We start from the raw sequence: 21,822 nt of genomic DNA on the forward strand, positions 1-21,822 counted from the left end.
AGCTACCCCACCGCCGGATCTTCAAGGGGCCCCGTCGGGGCCGCGGCGGGACCGATGACCGTGTCGAGGCCCGTGATCCGGAAGATCCGCTCGACCGCGGCGGAGAGGCGGCACACGGCCAGCGAGACGCCGCGCTCCTGGAGCACGCCCCGCGTCCGCAGCAGCACGTTGATGCCGCCCGAGTCGAAGAACTGCACGCCGGACAGGTCGAGCGTGACGAGGGTGCCCGGCGGGTCGGCGAGCGCCTCCACCGCGGCGATCAGCTCGGGGGCCGTCTCGTAGTCGAGATCGCCGGCGAGGGCGATCACGGGCCCGTCGGGTCCGTCCGATCCGGTACAGGACAGGGCGGTGCCGGGCCCGTCGGGTATGGGCTCGGGTGCCGCGTGCGTCATCGGCTCCTCCGTACGGTCAGGGCGAGGGTGTCGTCCGGGTGCAGGATCACGGTGTGCATCTCCTCGGCGAGCGCGCCGGGGATCTCCTCGGTCGGGCGGTCGCGGTGGCGGACGGCCGCCGACACGAGCCGGCGCTCGCCCTCGTAGGGGTCGCGACGGCTCTCGGTCAGCCCGTCCGTGTAGAGCACGAGCAGGTCGCCGGGGGCGAGGTCCTCCTGCCAGAGCCGGTCGCTGCCGGCCTTCGGGTAGCCGATGCCCCGGCCGCGTACCTCCAGGAAGCGGGCGGAGCCGTCCGCGGAGACCAGCAGGGGCGGCGGGTGGCTGCCGCTGGCGAGGACGACCCGGCCCGTCGCCGGGTCGATGCGGGCCAGCAGCACCGTCGCCATCAGCTCCCGGTCGTAGGGCAGCAGGATCTCGTCGGTGCGGGCGACGATCGTCTCCAGGGGGTGGCCCTCCAGGGCCAGCGTGCGCACGGCGTGCGTCACGTTCAGGGCGCTGCTGGTACTGGTGAGGCCGTGGCCGAGGGCGTCGACGACCGTGATGTGCACGGTGCCGTCGGGCAGCTCGAACCAGTCGTACAGGTCGCCGCCGGTGGGGGCGTCGGTGCCCGCGGGCGCGTAGTGGATGGCCAGTTCGAGCCCGTCGACCTTCATCGGCCCGGGCCGCAGGGCGTCCTCCAGTTCGCGGAGCATCTGGCCGTGGGCGCGGCGCAGCTGCTCGTCGCGCTCCTCCAGCTGGACGTAGAGGGCGAGGACGCCGCTGTTGGTCTCGTCCAGTTCGTGGGTGAGGCGGCGCCGGTCGGCCTCCAGGGCGTCGGCGCGGGCGACCGCGACCCGCAGCTCCTCCTCCAGGAGGTCGGTCGGGGAGGGAGCGGCGGACTCCAGGGCCGGGGGACGGCGCTGTCCGGGCAGCGGCACCCGCCACACCGTGGTGTCCGCCTCGTGCTGCCCGGGCAGCGGCAGCGCCTCGACCGGCGCGGCCCAGGGGGTCCGCGCGGCGTGCAGGCGCACCGTGAGGGACTGGCGGTGCGTACTCTGTTCGTACGCCGATTCCAGCGTCACGGGCCGTCCCGCCCGCAGTTCGGACTCCGCGACCCGCGCCACGGAGAGCGTCAGCCGGGTGCGCAGCTCGGCGGAGAGCCGGAAGGTGACCGCCAGGGCCCGTACGGCGGCGCGCAGCTCGGCCGGCGTGCGGTGGGTCGTGCGCTGGGCGGGCGCGGCTGCCCGGTCGGTCATGAGTTCCTCCTTGCCGCCCCGGTGACGAGGGCGGTCGCGTCGTCCCGGGCCGAACGATAGCCATGGCCCAGAGCCGCGGCGAGCAGCCGGGGCGGCAGCCCCAGCAGGAACGGGGTGGCCGTCTCCGGCCAGCGCGCGGCGATCCCGTCGCTGTGCAGTACCGCCGAGCTCGTCGCGGGCATGGTCAGCGAGACCGGTCGCGGCCGGGGCATGTTCCAGCCGACGACGCCGGGCTGGCCGGTGGCCCGGGGGCCGGTGCCGTCGTGGCCGACGATCAGCAGCCGGATGTTGCCCACGCCGCAGTGTTCGACGGTGCCGGGCCGCAGCCGTACGAGGCCGACGGCGGCGCCGCGGCCGCCGCGCAGCGCGCGGTCCATCACGGTGAGCAGGTCGGGCAGCGGCCGCTCCGGCTCCGCACGGAAGGCCCGTACGGCGGCGGCGCTCGCCTCGGCGGCCTCGGCGCCGTGGCCGAGCCCGTCGACGACGGCCGCCGTCCGGCCGCCCGGCGTGTCCACCACGGTCGCGCTGTCCCCGCACTCCTGCTCGCCGCGCAGCGGCAGGCAGAGCAGCCCGATGTCGGCCCGTGTCGGCGTGGCCCCGGGAGCGTGGAAGCGGGCGCAGATCAAGGTGCCGACGCCGGGCAGGCTGCGCAGCGTCAGCTCGTCGGCGAGGCGGCGCAGCGCGCCCATGCCGGAGCCGAGCGTCCCGGTGGTGCTGTACCCGTCGACCATGGCCCGGTCGGGGCTCGCCATGCCCGGGCCCCGGTCGACGGCGACCACGTCGATGCCGCCGCCCTGCGGCAGTCGCTGCACATAGACGGCCCCGTCGACCGCGTGCCGCAGCAGGTTTCCGGCGAGTTCGCTGGTGAGGACCGCGGCCCGCTCGACGGGGGTGGGGCCGAGACCGGACGCCCGCGCCGCGTCCCTGGCCAGGGACGCCGCGTGGTGCACGGCGCTGGAGTGGTCGACGACGACGTGCGCGGTCACGGCGGCGTCGGCGAAGGCCGTCACCGCACCGTCCAGCGCGCCACGGTGACGGTGGTGCCGGCGCCGGGCCGGGTGTCCACGTGGAACTCGTCCATCAGCCGCCGGGCGCCGCCCAGGCCGTGGCCGAGGCCGTTGCCCGAGGTCCAGCCGTCGGTCATGGCGGCCCCCATGTCCGGGATGCCGGGCCCCTCGTCCGTGATGACGAGGCGGATGCCGTCGCCGCCGCGCCGCCGCAGCAGCTCGACGGTGAGGGTGCCGCCACCGCCGTGGATGTAGGCGTTGCGGGCCAGTTCGCTGGCGGCGGTGACCACCCGGGTCTGGTCGACCAGGCCGAAACCGCACTCGACGGTCGCCGCGCGCACGGCATGACGGACCGTCAGGAGGTCGTCCTCCGAGCGCACTTCGTACTCCCGGCGGACGACCACCTGGGCCGCTGCGGGGTGCGGGTGCGCGGCCGCCTCATCCGACATGGTCACGGCCTGGGCCCTCCGGGGTCCGCTGCCAGCCGAGCGCGGTCAGCCCCTGCTCGGCGTTGAGCGCCGTCTCCACCCCGGTGAGCCGGATGCCCAGTTCGACCAGGGTGATGGCGACGGCGGGGCGCATTCCCGCGACGATGACCCGGGCGCCGAGCAGCCGGGCCATGTGGGTGAGCTCCATCAGCGTGCGGGCCACGAACGAGTCGATGAGTTCGAGCCGGGAGATGTCGATGAGCACACCGCGGGCCCGGTCGGAGACGATCCGCTCGGTCAGCTCGTCGGTGAAGGCGACCGCGGACCGGTCGTCCAGCTCGTTGAGGAGCCCGGTCACCAGGACGTCGCCGAGCCGCAGGATGGGGACGCCCGTGGGGCGCACGGTGGTCACCGCGGTGCCGATCCGGGCACGGTGAAGCCGACGTCCTGCTGGTCGGTCAGTCTCACCGCGTCGGCCAGGGCGTCGGCCAGCGTCGCGCGGGTCAGGATGGTGGACAGGTCGATTCCCAACTGGGCGATGGTCTGGGCGATGGGCGGCCGGATGCCGCTGATGACGCAGTCCGCGCCCATCAGCCGGACGGCGTTGACCGTGTGCATGAGGTGCTGGGCAACCGCCGTGTCGACGGTCGGCACCCCGGTGATGTCGATGATGGCGATCTTGGCCTCGTCGTCCTGGATCGCCTGGAGCAGCGACTCCATGACGATCTGGGTGCGGGCCGTGTCGAGCGTGCCGATCAGCGGGACGGCCAGCACCTGGCGCCACAGCCGCACGACGGGCGTGGACAGCTCCATGAGCTGGCGGCTCTGACGCTGGATGATCTCGTCGCGCCCCTCGACGTAGGTCTCGAAGGAGAGGGCGCCGGCCGCGTCGAGCATCCGGTTGACCAGGAGGGCCGCCGAGAACAGCTCGCCGCTGTCCCGCGTGGTGTGCTGGACCGCCGCCAGCAGCGCCTCTTTGAGGGAGAGGACGGCGAGGGAGGTGTCGGTGGGGGTGGCCCCGGCCCGCACCCGGCGCAGCGAGAGCTGGACGACGGTGGTGCGCAGGTTGTGGTGCGACGTCACCAGGCGTCCGACCGGGGTGTCACTGGCCAGCGCCTCGGTGAGGGCATCGATGAGCAGATGCGCCTCCTCGCGCAGCTCGCCCTCGGTCATGTCCGTGCCGAGGGCCGCCTGCTCCAGCTGGAGGAGCGTCCACCGCTCGGCGATCCGCCCCTCCTGGGCGCGCAGCGCCTCCAGCAGCAGATGGCGGATGTCGGTTTCGCTTTTACTCACAAGCCCCTCTCACACCGTTCTTCTCTGACCGCCGTGCACGTCCTCCACATGATGCACACATCGAACGTTTGTAGCCCCAACCCGGGGGGCGACGCACGGGCGTCCCGTGCGGAGCCGGTGACCGGCCGGTGCACGGGACGGCCCACCCGCGTACCCGCGAACCGCGCTTTCACTCCCCGCCCTGCCGTGTGATGCCTGCCACAGTGAACGCAACAGACGAAACGGACGTCGCAACGAACTCCTGCCTTGCGGCGATCCGCGCAACGTTCGCGCGCGGGCACGCAAGGTTGCTGCATTACAGCTGGGAAGCTCCGTCCCTTAGAGTCATCCGCTGAAGGTGGCACGGCGGGAGACGGCCTGCGCGGCGGTCCCCGGTTCGGATGTGACCGCCGCCACGCGCTCCCTCGCCCCCGCCCGACCCCATTGGCAGCGATGAAGGAGCCAGTCCGTGCCCGACCACGGCGCACCCCCGCGCACCCCGCAGACCGAGGCCGCAGCCGCCGGCCTCGGCGCCCGCCTGATGCGCCGAAAGCCGGTGGAACGCCTGGTCGACGAGGGCGGGCAGGGGGAGGGCGGCTCACTGCGGCGCTCGCTCGGGCTCTGGCAGCTGACCATGATCAGCATCGGGGCGACGCTGGGCACCGGCATCTTCGTGGTCCTCGGCGAGGCCGTCCCCAAGGCCGGCCCCGCCGTCACCCTGTCGTTCGTGATCGCGGGCCTGACCGCCCTCTTCTCGGCTCTCTCCTACGCCGAACTGGCCGGCACCATCCCGGTCGCGGGCTCCTCCTACTCGTACGCATACGCAACGATGGGCGAGCTGATCGCCTGGATCTGCGGCTGGTGCCTGGTCCTGGAGTACGGCGTCTCCGTCGCGGCCGTCGCCGTCGGCTGGGGCGAGTACCTGAACGAACTGCTCGACGGCACCATCGGCGTCACCATCCCCGACGTGCTCTCGGCACCGCCCGGCGACGGCGGCGTCTTCAACCTGCCCGCACTCATCGTGGTGCTGCTCGCCATGGTGTTCCTGCTGGGCGGCGCCAGGGAGTCCGCCCGCGCCAACACGATCATGGTCGCGGTGAAGATCGTCTCCCTGCTGCTGTTCTGCGCCGTCGGGCTCAAGGGCTTCCAGTCCGGCAACTACGAGCACTTCATGCCGCTCGGCATGGCCGGGGTCAGCGCCGCGGGCGCCACGCTGTTCTTCTCGTACATCGGCTTCGACGCCGCCTCCACGGCCGGCGAAGAGGCCAAGAACCCGCAGCGCGACCTGCCGCGCGCCATCATGCTCTCGCTCGTCATCGTCACCGCGCTGTACGTGCTCGTCGCCGCGGTCGCCGTCGGGGCCAGGCCCTGGCAGCAGTTCAGCGACTCCGAGGCGGCCCTCGCCGGGATCATGAAGGACGTGACGGGCCAGTCGTTCTGGGCGACGCTGCTGGCGGCCGGTGCCGTCATCGCCATCGCCTCCGTCGTGCTGACCGTGCTCTACGGGCAGACCCGCGTCCTGTTCGCGATGAGCCGCGACGGACTCGTCCCCAAGGTCTTCTCCAAGGTCCACGCCAAGAGCGGCACGCCGCGCGTCAACACCCTCCTGGTCTCCCTGTTCTGCGGCGTGCTCGCCGCCGCCGTCCCGCTGGGCCAGCTCGCCGACGCCACCAGCATCGGCACGCTCTTCGCCTTCGCCCTGGTCAACATCGCGGTGATCGTGCTGCGCCGGACCCGGCCCGACATGCCCCGCACCTTCCGGGTGCCGCTCTCGCCCGTCCTGCCCGTCATCGGCTTCGGGCTCTGCCTGTGGATGATGGGCTCGCTGTCCGAGATCACCTGGATCGTCTTCGGTGTCTGGATGGCCGTCGGCCTCGTGTTCTACTTCAGCTACGGGATGCGTCGCTCCCGTCTCGCCGCCCCCGCGGATGCCGCAGAAGCACAGAAGTGAACCGCCTGCCTTGCTGAACGATCTCGACGAACGCATCGTGCACGCCCTCGCCGAGGACGCCCGTCGCTCCTACGCCGACATCGGCATGCTCGTCGGTCTCTCCGCGCCCGCCGTGAAGCGGCGCGTGGACCGGCTGCGGGCCACCGGCGCGATCACCGGCTTCACCGTGCGCGTCGACCCCGCCGCGCTCGGCTGGGAGACCGAGGGGTTCATCGAGATCTACTGCCGCCGCAACACCTCGCCGGACGCGATCCGGCGAGGCCTGGAGCGGTACCCCGAGGTCGCGGCCGCCTCCACCGTCACCGGTGAGGCGGACGCCCTCGTGCAGGTGTTCGCCTCCGACATGCGCCACTTCGAGCGGGTCCTGGAGCGGATCGCGGGCGAGCCGTTCGTCGAGCGGACGAAGTCCGTGCTCGTCCTGTCACCGCTGATGCGCCGCTTCACCTCGGGCTCGCCTGTCTGACGGCTCCGGGCCCGCGCAACGGATCGCCGCACAGGCTCCCGCGCGCGCAACGGATCGCACACCCAGACGCAACGCTCCGGTCTTCCCCGTCGGCCGGGCCGAAACGTACGGTCGTACCGGTCGCGGACAGATCCCCGACGACCCCCTCCCCGTTCGTACGTCGTACGCCGCTGAGCACAGCCCTGCCGTCGTCGCCGCGCACCCGTATCCGCAAGGAGCCCGTACCCCATGACGTCCACGGTGCCCACCGCCGTCCAGCACACCGAGGCCCAGCCGCCGATCACCATGTTCGGGCCGGACTTCCCGTACGCGTACGACGACTACCTCGCCCATCCGGCGGGGCTCGGCCAGATACCGGCGACCGAGCACGGCACGGAGGTCGCGGTCATCGGGGGCGGCCTGTCCGGGATCGTCGCCGCGTACGAGCTGATGAAGATGGGCCTCAAGCCCGTCGTCTACGAAGCGGACCAGATCGGCGGACGGCTGCGCACGGTCGGCTTCGAGGGGACGCCGCCGGACGCCGCCGGGCTGAGCGCGGAGATGGGCGCGATGCGCTTCCCGCCCTCGTCGACGGCGCTCCAGCACTACATCGACCTGGTGGGGCTGCACACCCGGCCGTTCCCCAACCCGCTCTCTCCGGCGACCCCCTCCACCGTCGTCGACCTCAAGGGCGAGAGCCACTACGCCGAGACGATCGACGACCTGCCGCAGGTCTACCGCGACGTCGCCGCCGCGTGGAACGCCTGTCTGGAGGAGGGCGCCGACTTCACGGACATGAACCAGGCGATGCGCGAGCGCGACGTGCCACGCATCCGGGAGGTCTGGTCGCAGCTCGTGGAGAAGCTCGACAACCAGACGTTCTACGGGTTCCTGTGCGAGTCCGAGGCCTTCAGGTCCTTCCGGCACCGGGAGATCTTCGGCCAGGTCGGCTTCGGCACGGGCGGCTGGGACACCGACTTCCCCAACTCGATCCTGGAGATCCTGCGCGTCGTCTACACCGAGGCCGACGACCACCACCGCGGCATCGTCGGCGGCTCGCAGCAGCTGCCGCTGCGGCTGTGGGAGCGCGAGCCCGGCAAGATCGTGCACTGGGCGCCCGGCACCTCGCTCGCGTCGCTGCACGCCGAGCGCACGCCGCGGCCCGCGGTGACCCGGCTCGCCCGCACGGCCGGGAACCACATCACCGTCACGGACGCCGACGGCGACATCCGCACGTACCGGACCGCGATCTTCACCGCGCAGTCCTGGATGCTGCTCTCCAAGGTGGCCTGCGACGACGCGCTCTTCCCGATCGACCACTGGACGGCGATCGAGCGGACCCACTACATGGAGTCCAGCAAGCTGTTCGTCCCGGTCGACCGGCCGTTCTGGCTGGACAAGGACGAGACCACCGGCCGCGACACGATGTCGATGACGCTCACCGACCGGATGACCCGCGGCACGTACCTCCTGGACGACGGGCCGGACAAGCCCGCCGTCATCTGCCTCTCCTACACCTGGTGTGACGACAGCCTGAAGTGGTTGCCGCTCTCCGCGGGTGAGAGGATGGAGGTCATGCTCAAGTCGCTGGGCGAGATCTATCCGAAGGTCGACATCCGCAAGCACATCATCGGCAACCCGGTCACGGTGTCCTGGGAGAACGAGCCGTACTTCATGGGCGCGTTCAAGGCGAACCTGCCGGGCCACTACCGCTACCAGCGGCGCCTGTTCACCCACTTCATGCAGGACCGCCTGCCCGCGGACCGGCGCGGCATCTTCCTGGCCGGCGACGACATCTCCTGGACGGCCGGCTGGGCCGAGGGCGCCGTGCAGACCGCGCTCAACGCGGTGTGGGGCGTGCTGCACCATCTGGGCGGCACCACCGACGCGACCAACCCCGGCCCCGGCGACGTGTACGACGAGATCGCCCCCGTCGAACTCCCGGAGGACTAACACCTCGCCGGGTCCGCCTACACCCCGGCGGCGCGGGCCTTCTCGTACACCTCCGCCGCCACGTCCTTGAGCTCCTGCGCGTCGCGGCAGTCGCCCTGGAGGTCGAGGAGGATCTCCTCGAGGCCCACCGCGGCGTGCGCGGCCAGGTCCTCGACGATCTGGTCCGTGCTGCCCTGGAACGGCCGCCGGTCCTCGCCCGTGTACGTCTCCCGCGAGTACAGCGTGTTCGCCCGCAGCACGCTCTGCAGCGGCGCGGTGCGGCCCCGCTCCTCGGCGAGCGCCCGCAGCTCCGCCCACTGCCGGGTGAGCGCCTCGACACCGGCGGCCGCGGGCATCCAGCCGTCCGCCCGGTCGACCAGGCGGCGCGCGGCCCGGGGGCCGCCGGCCGGGAGCAGGATCGGCAGCGGCCCGGCCGGTTTGGGCCCCACCACGGACGGCGCGACGGTCGTCCACTCGCCCTCGTACGCCACCGGGTCGGGGCCCCACACCGCGCGGCACACGTCGATCAGCTCGTCCAGGACCGCGCCGCGCCGCTCGAAGGGGGCCACGGCCGCCGCCGCGTACTCGTCGTGCGACCAGCCGGTGCCGAGCCCGGCGACCACCCGGCCGCCGCTCGCCGCATCCAACGAGGCGAGCGAGCGCGCCAGTTGGAAGGGGACGTGCAGGGGCGCCACCAGCACGCTGGTGCCGAGCCGGGCGCGTGAGGTGACCGCGGCCGCGAGGGTGAGCGAAACGAGCGGATCGGCGACCGACCGGTACCGGTCGGGCCAGGGCAGCCCCGGGACGCCGTAGAGCCCCTGCCGGGCCGGCTCGGGGAACAGGACGCGCTCGAAGACCCACAGGCTCTCGTAGCCGGTCGCCTCCGCCGCGCGCGCCACGTCGGGGATGTCGCGGCCGATGTCGTACTGCCGCATCTGCGGGAGGCCCAGGCCGAGTCGGGTCGCCATACCGTGCTCCTTCGTCGCGTGCGCATCGGGTGTCACAACCCTCAACGCGCCGACACCGCCCCGGAGTTCCGCTCAGTCGGGGAGCGGGGTGAGCAGCATGCGGCTGACCAGGCCCACCGAGGTGTCGAGTCGGTAGGCGAACTCGTCGGCCAGGCAGGGGAGTTCACGCAGCGCCCACAGGGCGCGGGCGGACCCCCACGCCGCGTCGCGCGCCCGCTCCAGGCTCCACGAGCCGAGCAGATGGGTGAGGGGGTCGGCGACCTGGAGGAGGTCGGGGCCCGGCATCAGCTCTTCGCGGACGTGCTCCTCCAGCGCGACGAGGAGGTCGCCCACCCGCTCGAACTCGTCCTCCAGGGCGGCCGGGGCGCAGCCGAGCGTCCGGCAGGCGTCCACGACGGCCAGCGCCAGATCGTGGCCGATGTGCGCGTTGATGCCCGCGAGCGCGAACTGCAGCGGGCGCACGCCGGGGTGGCGCCGCAACTGCAGCAGCGGGCGCCAGCACGCGGGTCCCCGGCTCCCGAGGGCCGCCGCCTCCACCGCCGCGAGGTAGCGCTCGGCGAAGCGGACGTCCAGGGTGACGGCGGCGGCCCGGTCCCGGAAGCCGCTCGCGGCGCCGCGCTCGACCGCCCGGTCGACGGCCTCCGTGACGGCGAGATAGACCCGGTTGAAGACCGCCACGCCGTCCCGCGGCGGCAGGTCGAGGGTGAGCGCGCGCATCCGCGCCAGCACCGCGTCGATCCCGGGTGCGGCCGGGGTGTACGTACCTGCGAACCGCTCCGCCTGCGCCATGGACGAAGGGTCCCAGCCCGGGGCCCGCGCGGGCGTCGGCTGGCCGGGGGCTTCCCCAGAACGAGCGAACGGCCGGTGCGGGACCGGCCGTTCGCCGCCCGGTCGCGCCTACGAGCCGGCCGGCGGACGCGGCGTGCCGGAGCCCTCGTCGTAGGCGGAGGTGCCCGAGTCCAGCAGGGGTTCCTGCGACTTGAGGTGGGCGGGGGCCAGCGCGCGCAGGGCGTGGTAGCCGGTGATCACGACGATGGTGCCGAGGGCGATGCCGCTGAGGGAGAAGGTGTCGGTGAACTTCAGCGAGACGTTGCCGACGCCGATGATGATGCCCGCGGCGGCCGGCACCAGGTTCAGCGGGTTGCGCAGGTCGACCTTGGCGTTGATCCAGATCTGCGCGCCGAGCAGGCCGATCATGCCGTACAGGATGACGGTGATGCCGCCGAGGACGCCGCCGGGGATCGCCGCGACGATCGCGCCGAACTTGGGGCACAGGCCGAAGAGGAGGGCGAATCCGGCCGCCGCCCAGTAGGCCGCCGTGGAGTAGACGCGGGTCGCGGCCATGACGCCGATGTTCTCGGAGTACGTGGTGTTGGGCGGGCCGCCGACGGCGGTGGAGAGCACCGAGGCGACGCCGTCCGCCGAGATCGCGGTGCCGAGCCTGTCGTCGAGGTTCTCCCCGGTCATCTCGCCGACCGCCTTGACGTGCCCGGCGTTCTCCGCGATCAGCGCGATGACCACGGGCAGCGCGACGAGGATCGCCGACCACTGGAAGGAGGGGGCGTGGAAGGAGGGCAGGCCGACCCAGTCCGCCGAGCCGACCGCGGAGAGGTCCAGGCGCCAGTGGTCGACGGCCTCGGTACCGCCGTCGACCGAGTGGATCTTGCCGAAGACCAGGTCGAGGAGCCAGGAGAGGCCGTAGCCGAAGAGCAGGCCGAGGAAGATGGCGATGCGGGACCAGAACCCGCGCAGGCAGACGACGGCAAGGCCGGTGAAGAGCATCACGAGCAGCGCCGTCCACTGGTCGGCCGGCCAGTAGGTGGAGGCGGTGACCGGCGCCAGGTTGAAGCCGATCAGCATGACGACCGCGCCGGTGACGATCGGCGGCATCGCGGCGTGGATGATCCGCGCCCCGAACCGCTGGACCGCGACCCCGACCAGGAAGAGCACCGCGCCGACCACGAGGACGGCACCGGTCACGGTGGCGCTGGAGCCGCCCTGCGCCCGGATCACGGCGGCGACGCCGACGAAGGACAGGGAGCAGCCCAGGTAGCTGGGGACCCGGCCGCGGGTGGCGAGCAGGAAGATCACCGTCGCGACGCCGGACATCATGATGGCGAGGTTCGGGTCGAGCCCCATCAGGACCGGTGCGACGAACGAGGCGCCGAACATGGCGACCACGTGCTGGGCGCCGAGTCCGACCGTGCGCGGCCACGACAGCCGCTCGTCGGGGCGGACGACGGCTCCGGGGGCCGGGGTACGCCCGTCGCCGTGCAGTTTCCAGCGCACGCCGAGGTCCATGTGAGTTCTGCTTTCTGTGGCTCGAAATAATCGCTTCATGGTAGAGGCACGCGGCCGTCCGCTCCGGCCGGCCGCGGCGGGCGCAGCCATGGGCGCTGTCGGACTTCTTGTTGCCGAGGGGGCGGAGGTCTACCCTCACTCGCACTTGTCCGTGAACATCGTTCAGATATGTGTCTGAATGGAGCCGTGTTGATGCGTGCCAGACCCCGGATGCGCCTCGGCGCCCTCGTCGCGGCCGCGGCCGCGCTGACCGCCGTCCTGATCCCGCCCGCGCAGGCCGCCGCCCACGAGCCGCGGGCCGCACCTGCCACCGCCCGCGAATCCGCTCCCCGCACGGCCGTCCTGGACGGCGACCGCCTGAGGCGGACCCGGCTGCGCCTCGCCCACGGCGACCCCCGGCTCGCCCGGGCCGCCCGGGACCTGACGGCGCGCGCCGACCGCTGGCTCGGGCAGGGCCCCTGGACGGTCGTCGACAAGCCGAAGCCCGCCCCCGGCGGCGACGTGCACGACTACCTGAGCCAGGCGCCGTACTGGTGGCCCACCACGGCCCCGACCACCGACAACCCCTGGGGCTGCCCGTACGAACAGCGCGACGGGCAGCGCAACCCCGAGGTCGACACCGGCACCGACCGGCAGGACGTCGAGAAGGTCTTCGACTCCAGCTACGACCTCGCCCTCGCCTGGTACTACACCGGCAAGAAGCAGTACGCCGTCAAGGCCGGGCAGATCCTGCGCACCTGGTTCCTCGACGCGGCCACCAAGATGAACCCGGACCTGGACCACGCCCAGTTCATCCCGTGCAAGTACGACGGCCGCGCCATCGGCGTCATCGACTTCTCGCAGTCGTACACCAGCGTCGTCGACGCCGTCGCCCTCCTCGCCACCGGCGCCCCGGGCTGGACGCGCGGCGACCGGGCGGGCATGGGGGAGTGGAACGAGGACTTCCTCGACTGGCTCGTGCACAGCGACTTCGGTGAGCAGGAAGGCGCCGCCGACAACAACCACGGCACCTTCTACGACATGCAGGTGGCCGCCCTCGCGTACGCGACCGGCGACAAGGACCTGGCCCGCCGCACCGTCCTCGGCGTCCGCGCCGGGCGCATCGACGCGCAGATCGCGGGCGACGGCACCCAGCCGCAGGAACTGGCGCGCACCCGCAGCTGGCACTACTCGACCTTCGACCTCGTCGCGTACACGCGACTCGCCGCCATCGGCCGGCACGTCGGCGTCGACCTGTGGCGCTACCGGGGGCCGCAGGGGCAGAGCCTGGTCAAGGCCGTGGACTACCTGCTGCCCGCCGCGACGGGGGCGAGTGCCTGGCCCCACCCGGAGCTGGAGTTCCACCGCTTCGCGGCGAGCGACGTCGTCCGGGCGGCGGCCGACGCGGGGGACCCGGCCGCGCGCCGGGCCGTGCCGGACCTTGAGGCGCCGCCCGGCGGCGACCTGTGGGAGCTGCGGCCCGCCGCCGAACAGCTGGACTCGATCGCCGGATGACGGCGGCGCCGCGGGTCCGGGCGGTCGCGCCGGGGCCCGCGGCGTCAGTCGACGCGGGCCACGGACGGGGCCGGCACCGCCGTCGGGGTGCGGTCGGCGCCGCGCAGCACCCCCGCGAACACCATCAGCCCGCAGGTCAACGCCGTCACCAGGCCGAACGACACGACCAGGCTGGTGGCGTCCGCGACCGTGCCGATGGCCGACGGCGCGATCAGCCCGGAGGTGTACGTGATCGTGGCGACGCCCGCGATGGCCTGGCTCGGGTTCGGCCCGCTGCGCCCGGCCGCGGCGAAGGCCAGCGGCACGACGACGGCGATGCCGAGCCCGAGCAGGCCGAACCCGGCCATCGCGACCGGCGGGTTCGGGGCCAGCACCACGAGCAGCGCGCCGCAGGTAGCCATGGCGCCGCTCACCCGCACGGTGCGCACCGCCCCGAAGCGGTCCACCACGGCGTCGCCGGCGATCCGGGTCACCGCCATGGTGAGCGTGAACGCCGTGGTGCAGGCGGCGGCGAGCCCCGCCGAGGTGTCGAGCACGTCCCGCAGGTACACCGCCGACCAGTCCAGGCTCGCACCCTCCGCGAAGACCGCGCAGAACCCGACGGCGCCGATGAGCAGCGCGGACTTCGGCGGCAGCGCGAACCGCGGCGGCGGCTCCTCGTCCTCCGTGGGCCGCAGGTCGAGCACCCACCGGCAGGCGACGAACCCGGCCGCGGTGAGCACGGCGGCCGCCAGCAGGTGGTGCAGCCGCGCGTCCGCCCCCAGGTGAGCGGCGAGCGTGCCGCCCGCCGAGCCGATCAGCGCGCCCACGCTCCACATGCCGTGCAGGCCCGACATGATCGATTTGTCGAGGCGGGTCTCGACCTCGACGCCCAGCGCGTTCATCGCCACGTCCGACATGCCGGCCGACGCCCCGTAGACGAAGAGCACCGCGCAGAGCGTGAGCAGGTTCGGGGCGAGCGAGGGCAGGACCAGGGCCAGGGTCCACAGGGCGAGCAGCCCGCGCAGCGCCGCCTTGGCCCCGAACCGGTGGGTCACGCTGCCGGCCAGCGGCATCGCCACCGAGGCGCCGATGGCGGGGAAGGCGAGCGCCAGGCCCAACTGGCCCGCGCTCACGCCCGCGTGGTCCTGGATCCACGGCACGCGGGTCGCGAACGAACCCGTCACCGCCCCGTGGACGCAGAAGACGGTCGCGACGGCGTAGCGCGCCCGCTTCACCTTCTCCAGCGTGTAGGTCGCTTCACTCATCCGGTGGGCCCCTCCCCGTACGTCGGTGTGCGCGTGCGTCGGTGCGTGACGTCCGGCCGTGCGTGACGTCGGTATGCGCGTGGCGGTGACGCGGCGCGGCCGTAAACTATCAGGAACCCTGCCTGATAGTTACCCCGTTTCGGCGTAGGATCCGGCCATGCCCGCATCGCCGAGGACCGCCCGCGCCATCAACGACCGCCTCGCGCTGCGCTTCCTCCAGGACCGAGGCCCGCTCACGGCAGGCCAGTTGAAGGACCTCACCGGCCTCTCCCGGCCCACCGTCGCCGACCTCGTCGAGCGGCTCACGGCCTCCGGTCTGGTCGCGGTCGTCGGGGAGAGCGGCGCCCAGCGGCGCGGTCCGAACGCCCGGCTGTACGGGATCGTCGCCGACCGCGCGCACCTCGCGGCGCTCGACGTGCGCACCGAGGGCGTCCGGCTCGTCGTCGCCGACCTGCTGGGCGCGGTGCTCGCGCGGGCGGAGCTGCCCGTCGAGGAGGGAGAGGAGACCGGCGCCGCCGTCGAGCGGGCCGTCGCCCTGCTGGAACGCACGGCGAAGGAGGCCGGCGCCGAACGTCTGCATACGGTCGGCGTGGGGGCCCCCGGCCTCATCGACCCGGTCTCCGGCGAGCTGCGGGACTCCTCCGGCCTGCCGCAGTGGCACCGGCAACTGGTCGCGGCGCTCCAGGAACGCCTGCCCGCGCGGGTGCTGGTGGAGAACGAGACCAACCTCGCCGCCGTCGCCGAGCAGCGCGACGGCGCCACCCGCGACCGGGACACGTTCGTGCTGCTCTGGCTCGGCCTCGGCATCGGGGCGGCGGTCGTCCTGGACGGGAAGCTGCGCCGCGGGGCCTCCGGCGGGACCGGCGAGGTGGGGTTCCTGCCCGTGCCGGGGACGGCCGGGCTCCCCTCCGCCACCGACTGCGGCGGCGGCTTCCACTCCCTGGCGGGATCGGCCGCGCTCCTCGAACTGGCCGCGGAGCACGGCTTGGCGGACCCCGGGCAGCCGGTGGAGCGGGCCGCTGCCGTGGTGCGCTCCGCCGTGGAGGGCGCGGCGGACGGCTTCCTGGACGCCCTGGCCGACCGGGTCGTCCTCGGCGCCGCCGCCGTGGTCGCGGTGCTCGACCCCGGCTGCGTGGTGCTGGCCGGGGAGATCGGCCGGGCCGGGGGCGACGCGCTGGCGCGGCGCGTCGCGGACCGGCTGGCGGCGATGTCGCCACTGGTGACACAGGTGCGGGCCGGGGCGCTCGGCGGCGGTGCGGTGCTGCGCGGCGCGCTGCTGATGGCCCGCGAGGCGGCCCAGGAGGACGTGTTCGGGCCGGGCCCCGCGCCCCAGCCCTGAGGACACGCGGCGTGGGTGGCCCCCGCCCCACGCGACGACGTGTCCAGCTCCGGCTCCACGGCCCCGCCCTGGAATCACCGCGCCCCGCGCGCTCAGCGGGCCCCGCTCCTCCCCAGGTACTCCTCGAACGTTCCCTTGCCCACGGCCTGTTCGGGAGCCAGATGGCCGCCCGCGCGGAAGGCGCGGTACGTCCTGCCCGCCAGCGGGACGCTGAGCACCGCACGGCGCCTGCCCGTCGCGCGCAGGTACGCGCGGGCGAGGTCAGGGAACGTGCGGACCTCCGGGCCGCCCATGTCCGCGACCCGCCCGGCCGGCGCGCCGAGGGCCAGCCCGGCCAGCCGGTCCGCCACCTCGGCCACCTCCACCGGCTGGTCGCCGACGCCCGCGGGCAGCAGCATCACCGGTGACTTCGCGAACCCCCGCAGCACCGAGTGCACCAGCTCGTGGAACTGGGTCGCGCGCAGCACCGTCCAGCCGAGCCCGGACTCCTCGACGAGCCGCTCCACCGCGTGCTTGGCCCGGTAGTAGCCGAGCGGCACCCGGTCGACGCCGACGATGGAGATGTAGACGAGGTGCCCCACCCCGGCCGCCCGCGCGGCCCCGATCAGCTGTCGCGCCGCCCGCTCGTCCCCGCCGCCCGGCGTCGAGGCGCAGTGCACGACCACCTCCACCCCCTCGACCGCGCGGGCCAGCGCGGGCCCGCCCTCGCGCAGGTCCACCGCGTAGGGCTCGGCGTGCCGGCTCAGCACCCGCACCTCGTGCCCGCCGTCGCGCAACCGCTCCGCTACCAGCCGGCCGAGCGTTCCGGTCCCGCCGGTCACCAGGATCGTGGTCACCGCTGCATCAGCTCCTTCGGACGTTCCTTCGGACGCCGGGCGCCTCCTCGTGGCGCGCCCGCCGCCAGCTCAGAACCGGGCAGGCGGCACGGATGTGACAACGGCGGCGGACTTTTTCCGGCGGTCCGCTCAGGCGGCGGCCAGCTGCCGCCCCACGAACCCCAGTTTGTCCGGGTTCAGCACGGCCCGCGCGGTCACGATGGCGCCCTCGCGCACCTCGAACGAGACGACGGCGGACACCGTGCCGCCGGCGTGGGCGACCAGCGCGGCCACCCCGTTGACCTCGGCGACGGTGAGGTCCAGGCCCGCCGCGAACCGCTCCCGGGTGCCGGCGAGGAACCGCAGCACCTTCGCCCGCCCCGCGACCGGCCGCCGCGCCGCGGAGACCTTGCCGCCGCCGTCGCCCCACCACGTCACATCGGCGGCCAGCGTCTTCTCCAGGGCGGCCAGGTCCCCGGCGCGCGCGGCCGCCACGAACGCCTCCACCAGCGCGTGGTGCACCCCCGGCGACGCCTCGAACCGCGGTTCGGGCGCCGCGACACGGGCCGCGGCCCGCCGGTACAGCTGACGGCAGTTCGCCTCCCCGAGGCCGAGCACCCCGGCGATCTCCCGGTAGCCGTACGCGAACGCCTCCCGCAGCACGTACACGGCCCGCTCCGTCGGCGTCAGCCGCTCCAGGAGCAGCAGCAGGGCGCACGACACGGAGTCGCGGCGCTCGGCCGACTCCAGCGGGCCGAGCGTGCCGTCCGAGGTGAGGACCGGCTCGGGCAGCCAGGGCCCCGCGTACCGCTCCCGGCGCGCGCGGGCCGAGGTGAGCCGGTTGAGGCAGAGGTTCGTGACGACCTTGGCGAGCCAGCCGCCCAGATGCCCGACGGAGCCCGGCTCGGTGGCGCTCAGCCGCAGATACGCGTCCTGCACGGCGTCCTGCGCCTCCTCGGCGGAGCCGAGCAACCTATAGGCGAGCCCGAACATCCGTGGACGGTGGCTCTCGAACTCCTCGGCCCGCGCACCGGGTTCTGGCGAAGTCGTCACGCCCACACCCTGCCAGAACACCCCCGGGCCGGGCCGCTCACCAGGCAGGTCGCCCCGGCCGCCGGGGCGGACGCGGCCCTATTCCCGCCGGGCGGGGAAAACCATCGGCACGGCCTGTGAGTCAGCCCACAGCATTCGCCGGCATGCGCGTCGACCGGACGTGGCACACTGGCCGTGTACCAGAAGCAGCGCACTCCGGGGTCGGTGAAAGTCCGAACCGGCGGTTACAGTCCGCGACCCGGTCACGTCCAGTGGCCGGTTGACCAGGTGAAATTCCTGGACCGACGGTTAAAGTCCGGATGGGAGGCAGTGCGCGGCGGGCGGACACCTCCATGGTGTGCGTCGCCGTCTGTTCCGGGTGCCGTCCACCTCCGTGGCCGGTCTCGTCTTTCGGTGTCGCTCCCGGTGCCCTCACCCGTCCCGTTCCTGTCGTCGTCGCACGACAGTGCCCCGGAGTCCACGCCCCATGAGGGAGGACCCGGGAAGTGTTCACCGGAATCGTCGAAGAGCTGGGCGAGATCACGGCCGTCGAGAACCTCGGCGACCCGGTTGAGGCATCCCGCTTCCGCGTCCGCGGCCCCGTCGTCACCGAAGGCGCCAAGCACGGTGACTCCATCGCGGTCAACGGCGTCTGTCTGACCGTCGTGGAGCACGGCGCCGACTGGTTCACCGCCGACGTCATGGCCGAGACCCTCAAGCGCTCCAGCCTCGGCGCGCTGACCACCGGCTCCCGCGTCAACCTCGAACGCCCGATGGTCGCCGACGGCCGCTTCGGCGGCCACATCGTCCAGGGCCACGTCGACGGCACCGGCACGATCATCGAGCGTCTGCCCTCCGCGCACTGGGAGATCGTCAAGATCGCGCTGCCCGCGGAGCTCGCCCGGTACGTCGTCGAGAAGGGCTCCATCACCGTCGACGGCGTGAGCCTGACGGTCGTCGAGGCCGGCGCCGACTACTTCACCCTCAGCCTCATCCCCACCACCCTCGACGTGACCACGCTCGGCTTCAAGCAGCCCGGCGACCCGGTCAACCTCGAGGTCGACGTCCTCGCGAAATACGTCGAGCGGATGCTCGGTTATGCGGCCGACGGCCGGGACGACGGCCGGGACGGCACCCAGGGGGGCACCCAGTGAACTGGCTGAACACCGAAGCATTCACCCTCTTCGACCAGCACATCCTCTGGTCGGACATGATCGGCAACACGATCGGCCTGATCGCCCTCGCGCTCGGCTGGCGCCGCTCCCTGTGGACCTGGCCCGCCCAGCTGGTCTCCGGCGCGATCCTGCTCACCGCGTTCGCCACCGCCCACCTCTCGGGCAGCGCGGGCAAGCAGCTCGTCGTCATCGTCGTCGCCCTCTTCGGCTGGTGGCAGTGGACCCGCGGCACCGGCCAGGCACAGGACGGCTCCATCGCCGTCCGCTTCGCCACCTGGCGCGAGCGCGGCGCCCTGCTCGGCGCCGCCGCGCTCGGCACCCTCGCCGTCGGCGGCCTGTTCACCGCGTTCCCGACGCTGTCGTGGGACCCCTGGCCGGACGCGTACATCTTCGTCGGCACCGTCGTCGCCATGTACGCCCAGGCGCGCGGCATGGTCGAGTTCTGGTTCGCCTGGCTCCTCGTCGACCTCGTCGGCGTCCCACTGAACTTCGCCAACGGCTTCGCCTTCTCCGGCTTCGTCTACGTCATCTACGGCGCGCTCGTCCTGTGGGGCATGCGCGACTGGTGGCTGCGCTCCCGCGCCGCCGCGGCCACCGCCCCCGCGTTCGAAGGAGCCCACGCATGAGCACCGCAGCCCACCTGTACGACGTGTCCGCCGACGCCGACCTGGTCCTCGACCCGGTCGAGCAGGCCCTGCGCGACATCGCCGCGGGCCGCCCCGTCGTGGTCGTCGACGACGAGGACCGGGAGAACGAGGGCGACCTCGTCGTCGCCGCCGAGAAGATCACGCCCGAGATCGTCGCCTTCATGATGAGCGAGTGCCGCGGCCTGATCTGCGCCCCCATGGAGGGCGCCGAGCTGGACCGGCTCGACCTGCCGCAGATGGTCGGCGACAACACCGAGTCGATGAAGACCGCCTTCACCGTCTCCGTCGACGCCTCCGGCGCGCACGGCGTCACCACCGGCATCTCCGCCGCCGACCGCGCCACCACCCTCCGGCTCCTCGCCGGCGGCACGGCCGAGCCAGGCGACCTCGTGCGGCCAGGACACGTCTTCCCGCTGCGCGCCCGCACCGGCGGCGTCCTCGCGAGGAACGGCCACACCGAGGCCGCCGTCGACCTCGCCCGGCTCGCGGGCCTGCGCCCGGCCGGCGCCATCGTGGAGATCGCCGGCGAGGACGGCGTCATGCTGCGCCTGCCCGAGCTGATCCCCTTCGCCCGCAAGCACGGCCTGACGATCATCTCCATCGAGGACCTGATCGCCTACCGCCGCTCCGCCGAGCCCACCGTCAGGCGCGAGGCGACCGTCCAGCTGCCCACCGCCCTCGGCGAGTTCACGGCGTACGGCTACCGCTCCACGGTCGACGGCGTCGAGCACGTCGCCCTCGTCCACGGCGACCTGGGCACGGGCGAGGACGTCCTCGTGCGCATCCACTCCGAGTGCCTCACCGGCGACGTCTTCCACTCGCTGCGCTGCGACTGCGGCCCCCAGCTGGAGGAGTCCATGCGCCGCATCGTCGAACAGGGCCGCGGCGTCGTCGTCTACCTGCGCGGACACGAGGGCCGCGGCATCGGCCTGCTCTCCAAGCTGCGCGCCTACGAGCTCCAGGAGCGCGGCCGCGACACCCTCGACGCCAACCTGGAGCTCGGACTGCCCGCCGACGCCCGGGACTACGCGGCCGGCGCCCAGATCCTCACCGACCTCGGGGTGCGCGCCCTGCGCCTGATGACCAACAACCCCGACAAGGTCGACGCCCTCACCCGGCACGGCCTGACGGTCACCGCCCGCGAGCCGATGCCCGTCACCGCGGGCGAGCACAACCTCCGCTACCTGCGCACCAAGCGGGACCGGATGGGCCACGACCTGCCCTGGCTGGACGCCTCCCAGACGTCCGCCTGCACCAACCAGTAACCGATCGACCCCGTCAACCACCCACATACGTACGAGGAGAAGCGCGTGAGCGGCAAGGGTGCCCCCGAACTGAGCGTGAAGAACTGCGGCGACCTGCGCGTGGCCGTCATCGCCGCCCAGTGGCACGAGAAGGTCATGGACGGTCTGGTCGACGGCGCCCTGCGCGCCCTGACCGAGCTGGGCATCAGCGAGCCCACCGTGCTGCGCGTCCCGGGCAGCTTCGAGCTGCCGGTCGTCGCCAAGGTCCTCGCGGGCCGCGGCTACGACGCGATCGTCGCGCTCGGCGTCGTCATCCGCGGCGGCACCCCGCACTTCGAGTACGTGTGCCAGGGCGTCACCCAGGGCCTCACCCAGGTCTCCGTCGACACCGGCGTCCCCGTCGGCTTCGGCGTGCTGACCTGCGACACCGAGGAGCAGGCCCTGGACCGTGCGGGCATCGAGGGCTCCCGCGAGGACAAGGGGCACGAAGCGGTCACCGCCGCCGTGGCCACCGCCACCACGCTGCGTACCGTCTCCGAGCCCTGGCGTTAGGGCCGGGGGAGAGCCGCGTAAAGTGGGGACCACCATGTCCAATAAGACGTTCGAGGAGCTCTTCGCCGAGCTCCAGCAGAAGGCCGCCACCGGCGACCCCGCCACTTCCCGCACCGCCGAGCTGGTCGGCAAGGGCGTCCATGCCATCGGCAAGAAGGTCGTCGAGGAGGCCGCCGAAGTCTGGATGGCGGCCGAGCACGAGGGCAAGGAAGCCGCCGCCGAGGAGATTTCGCAGCTGCTCTACCACGTCCAGGTGATGATGGTCGCCCGCGGCATCTCCCTCGACGACGTGTACGCCCACCTCTGAGCCGCTCGCCGCGCTCGCCCAACTCACCCATCACGCAAAGGA

Annotated in this window: 22 protein-coding genes and 1 riboswitch; of the genes, 10 read left to right on the forward strand and 12 right to left on the reverse strand. The window is 73.2% G+C overall.

The genetic code is table 11. The features are described from left to right. Positions 1-2: 2 nt before the first annotated feature. The 6 genes from ACIBW6_RS19015 to ACIBW6_RS19040 are packed head-to-tail and all read right to left on the reverse strand — an operon-like array spanning position 3 to position 4,355. Positions 3-392 (reverse strand): STAS domain-containing protein, encoded by a 390-nt coding sequence (locus ACIBW6_RS19015; RefSeq protein WP_399060930.1) that lies wholly within the window; start codon positions 390-392, stop codon positions 3-5. Then, positions 389-1,627, reverse strand: a complete 1,239-nt coding sequence (locus tag ACIBW6_RS19020; protein ID WP_399060932.1) for a PP2C family protein-serine/threonine phosphatase — start codon at positions 1,625-1,627, stop codon at positions 389-391. Before ACIBW6_RS19020 ends, ACIBW6_RS19015 begins: the two co-directional genes overlap by 4 nt. Next, complete coding sequence (locus tag ACIBW6_RS19025) at positions 1,624-2,637, reverse strand: ATP-binding protein (RefSeq protein WP_399060934.1); 1,014 nt, start codon at positions 2,635-2,637, stop codon at positions 1,624-1,626. Before ACIBW6_RS19025 ends, ACIBW6_RS19020 begins: the two co-directional genes overlap by 4 nt. Beyond that, positions 2,634-3,083 carry an ATP-binding protein gene (locus ACIBW6_RS19030; protein ID WP_399061081.1) on the reverse strand — a complete coding sequence of 150 codons (450 nt, stop codon included), beginning with the start codon at positions 3,081-3,083 and terminating at the stop codon, positions 2,634-2,636. The genes ACIBW6_RS19025 and ACIBW6_RS19030 overlap by 4 nt, the downstream gene beginning before the upstream one ends. Next, entirely contained in the window at positions 3,073-3,474 is a 402-nt protein-coding gene (locus ACIBW6_RS19035) for an STAS domain-containing protein (RefSeq protein WP_399060936.1), read from the reverse strand. Before ACIBW6_RS19035 ends, ACIBW6_RS19030 begins: the two co-directional genes overlap by 11 nt. Continuing rightward, positions 3,471-4,355, reverse strand: coding sequence for an STAS domain-containing protein (locus tag ACIBW6_RS19040; RefSeq protein WP_399060938.1), 885 nt, complete (start codon positions 4,353-4,355; stop codon positions 3,471-3,473). Before ACIBW6_RS19040 ends, ACIBW6_RS19035 begins: the two co-directional genes overlap by 4 nt. 448 nt (positions 4,356-4,803) lie before the next feature. On the opposite strand from ACIBW6_RS19040, the gene ACIBW6_RS19045 reads away from it, so the two are divergent. The 3 genes from ACIBW6_RS19045 (at position 4,804) to ACIBW6_RS19055 (ending at position 8,680) form a co-directional block, all read left to right on the forward strand. Then, entirely contained in the window at positions 4,804-6,285 is a 1,482-nt protein-coding gene (locus tag ACIBW6_RS19045; protein WP_399060940.1) for an amino acid permease, read from the forward strand. A 10-nt stretch (positions 6,286-6,295) separates the two neighbouring features. Then, a complete protein-coding gene (locus ACIBW6_RS19050; RefSeq protein ID WP_356492024.1) occupies positions 6,296-6,748 on the forward strand; it encodes an Lrp/AsnC family transcriptional regulator in 453 nt (150 codons plus the stop codon). A 228-nt stretch (positions 6,749-6,976) separates the two neighbouring features. Next, positions 6,977-8,680 (forward strand): flavin monoamine oxidase family protein, encoded by a 1,704-nt coding sequence (locus ACIBW6_RS19055; RefSeq protein WP_399060942.1) that lies wholly within the window; start codon positions 6,977-6,979, stop codon positions 8,678-8,680. Positions 8,681-8,697: 17 nt separating this feature from the next. Here the strand turns inward: ACIBW6_RS19055 and ACIBW6_RS19060 are convergent, their stop codons facing one another. From ACIBW6_RS19060 to ACIBW6_RS19070, 3 genes are all read right to left on the reverse strand, one after another. Continuing rightward, positions 8,698-9,627: an LLM class F420-dependent oxidoreductase gene (locus tag ACIBW6_RS19060; RefSeq protein ID WP_399060944.1), complete on the reverse strand. Its 930-nt coding sequence runs from the start codon at positions 9,625-9,627 to the stop codon at positions 8,698-8,700. 72 nt (positions 9,628-9,699) lie between these two features. Continuing rightward, on the reverse strand, positions 9,700-10,416 hold the full coding sequence (locus tag ACIBW6_RS19065; RefSeq protein WP_399060945.1) for a DUF5995 family protein: 717 nt from the start codon (positions 10,414-10,416) through the stop codon (positions 9,700-9,702). Positions 10,417-10,524: 108 nt separating this feature from the next. Beyond that, entirely contained in the window at positions 10,525-11,928 is a 1,404-nt protein-coding gene (locus ACIBW6_RS19070) for a uracil-xanthine permease family protein (protein ID WP_399060946.1), read from the reverse strand. Positions 11,929-12,120: 192 nt separating this feature from the next. Here ACIBW6_RS19070 and ACIBW6_RS19075 point away from each other — a divergent pair, with 192 nt between their 5' ends. Further along, the gene (locus tag ACIBW6_RS19075) at positions 12,121-13,422 is read left to right on the forward strand and encodes an alginate lyase family protein (RefSeq protein WP_399060948.1); all 1,302 of its coding nucleotides are present in this window, start codon (positions 12,121-12,123) and stop codon (positions 13,420-13,422) included. 44 nt (positions 13,423-13,466) lie between these two features. On the opposite strand, the gene ACIBW6_RS19080 is transcribed toward ACIBW6_RS19075, so the two are convergent. After that, on the reverse strand, positions 13,467-14,669 hold the full coding sequence (locus tag ACIBW6_RS19080) for an MFS transporter (RefSeq protein WP_399060950.1): 1,203 nt from the start codon (positions 14,667-14,669) through the stop codon (positions 13,467-13,469). A 157-nt stretch (positions 14,670-14,826) separates the two neighbouring features. Here ACIBW6_RS19080 and ACIBW6_RS19085 point away from each other — a divergent pair, with 157 nt between their 5' ends. Then, a complete protein-coding gene (locus ACIBW6_RS19085; RefSeq protein WP_399060952.1) occupies positions 14,827-16,008 on the forward strand; it encodes an ROK family transcriptional regulator in 1,182 nt (393 codons plus the stop codon). Positions 16,009-16,100: 92 nt separating this feature from the next. Here the strand turns inward: ACIBW6_RS19085 and ACIBW6_RS19090 are convergent, their stop codons facing one another. Together ACIBW6_RS19090 and ACIBW6_RS19095 are read right to left on the reverse strand one after the other, a co-directional pair. Then, positions 16,101-16,844, reverse strand: coding sequence for an SDR family oxidoreductase (locus ACIBW6_RS19090; protein ID WP_399060953.1), 744 nt, complete (start codon positions 16,842-16,844; stop codon positions 16,101-16,103). A gap of 129 nt (positions 16,845-16,973) precedes the next feature. Next, a complete protein-coding gene (locus ACIBW6_RS19095; protein WP_399060955.1) occupies positions 16,974-17,876 on the reverse strand; it encodes an RNA polymerase sigma-70 factor in 903 nt (300 codons plus the stop codon). Positions 17,877-18,062: 186 nt separating this feature from the next. Beyond that, a riboswitch (FMN riboswitch) is annotated at positions 18,063-18,193 on the forward strand. A gap of 168 nt (positions 18,194-18,361) precedes the next feature. Between ACIBW6_RS19095 and ACIBW6_RS19100 the strand changes: the two genes are divergently transcribed. The 5 genes from ACIBW6_RS19100 to ACIBW6_RS19120 are packed head-to-tail and all read left to right on the forward strand — an operon-like array spanning position 18,362 to position 21,780. Beyond that, positions 18,362-19,009: a riboflavin synthase gene (locus ACIBW6_RS19100; protein WP_399060957.1), complete on the forward strand. Its 648-nt coding sequence runs from the start codon at positions 18,362-18,364 to the stop codon at positions 19,007-19,009. Beyond that, positions 19,006-19,656 (forward strand): nicotinamide riboside transporter PnuC, encoded by a 651-nt coding sequence (locus tag ACIBW6_RS19105; protein WP_399060959.1) that lies wholly within the window; start codon positions 19,006-19,008, stop codon positions 19,654-19,656. Before ACIBW6_RS19100 ends, ACIBW6_RS19105 begins: the two co-directional genes overlap by 4 nt. Beyond that, positions 19,653-20,942, forward strand: a complete 1,290-nt coding sequence (locus tag ACIBW6_RS19110; RefSeq protein WP_399060961.1) for a bifunctional 3,4-dihydroxy-2-butanone-4-phosphate synthase/GTP cyclohydrolase II — start codon at positions 19,653-19,655, stop codon at positions 20,940-20,942. The genes ACIBW6_RS19105 and ACIBW6_RS19110 overlap by 4 nt, the downstream gene beginning before the upstream one ends. A 45-nt stretch (positions 20,943-20,987) precedes the next feature. Next, a complete protein-coding gene (ribH, locus tag ACIBW6_RS19115) occupies positions 20,988-21,473 on the forward strand; it encodes a 6,7-dimethyl-8-ribityllumazine synthase (RefSeq protein WP_399060963.1) in 486 nt (161 codons plus the stop codon). Between the two features lie 34 nt (positions 21,474-21,507). Beyond that, entirely contained in the window at positions 21,508-21,780 is a 273-nt protein-coding gene (locus ACIBW6_RS19120; protein ID WP_361079704.1) for a phosphoribosyl-ATP diphosphatase, read from the forward strand. Positions 21,781-21,822: the final 42 nt, after the last annotated feature.

It is taken from the genome of Streptomyces sp. NPDC049813 (assembly GCF_044465085.1).
GTDB lineage: Bacteria > Actinomycetota > Actinomycetes > Streptomycetales > Streptomycetaceae > Streptomyces.

Excerpts from the sequence above, each read along its gene's own strand:
- ACIBW6_RS19065 (WP_399060945.1), bottom strand. The coding sequence starts at position 10,416 with ATGGCGCAGGCGGAGCGGTTCGCAGGTACGTACACCCCGGCCGCACCC.
- ACIBW6_RS19060 (WP_399060944.1), bottom strand. The coding sequence starts at position 9,627 with ATGGCGACCCGACTCGGCCTGGGCCTCCCGCAGATGCGGCAGTACGAC.
- ACIBW6_RS19085 (WP_399060952.1), top strand. The coding sequence starts at position 14,827 with ATGCCCGCATCGCCGAGGACCGCCCGCGCCATCAACGACCGCCTCGCG.
- ACIBW6_RS19030 (WP_399061081.1), bottom strand. The coding sequence starts at position 3,083 with ATGTCGGATGAGGCGGCCGCGCACCCGCACCCCGCAGCGGCCCAGGTG.
- ACIBW6_RS19015 (WP_399060930.1), bottom strand. The coding sequence starts at position 392 with ATGACGCACGCGGCACCCGAGCCCATACCCGACGGGCCCGGCACCGCC.
- ACIBW6_RS19080 (WP_399060950.1), bottom strand. The coding sequence starts at position 14,669 with ATGAGTGAAGCGACCTACACGCTGGAGAAGGTGAAGCGGGCGCGCTAC.
- ACIBW6_RS19120 (WP_361079704.1), top strand. The coding sequence starts at position 21,508 with ATGTCCAATAAGACGTTCGAGGAGCTCTTCGCCGAGCTCCAGCAGAAG.
- ACIBW6_RS19110 (WP_399060961.1), top strand. The coding sequence starts at position 19,653 with ATGAGCACCGCAGCCCACCTGTACGACGTGTCCGCCGACGCCGACCTG.
- ACIBW6_RS19055 (WP_399060942.1), top strand. The coding sequence starts at position 6,977 with ATGACGTCCACGGTGCCCACCGCCGTCCAGCACACCGAGGCCCAGCCG.
- ACIBW6_RS19075 (WP_399060948.1), top strand. The coding sequence starts at position 12,121 with ATGCGTGCCAGACCCCGGATGCGCCTCGGCGCCCTCGTCGCGGCCGCG.
- ACIBW6_RS19020 (WP_399060932.1), bottom strand. The coding sequence starts at position 1,627 with ATGACCGACCGGGCAGCCGCGCCCGCCCAGCGCACGACCCACCGCACG.
- ACIBW6_RS19070 (WP_399060946.1), bottom strand. The coding sequence starts at position 11,928 with ATGGACCTCGGCGTGCGCTGGAAACTGCACGGCGACGGGCGTACCCCG.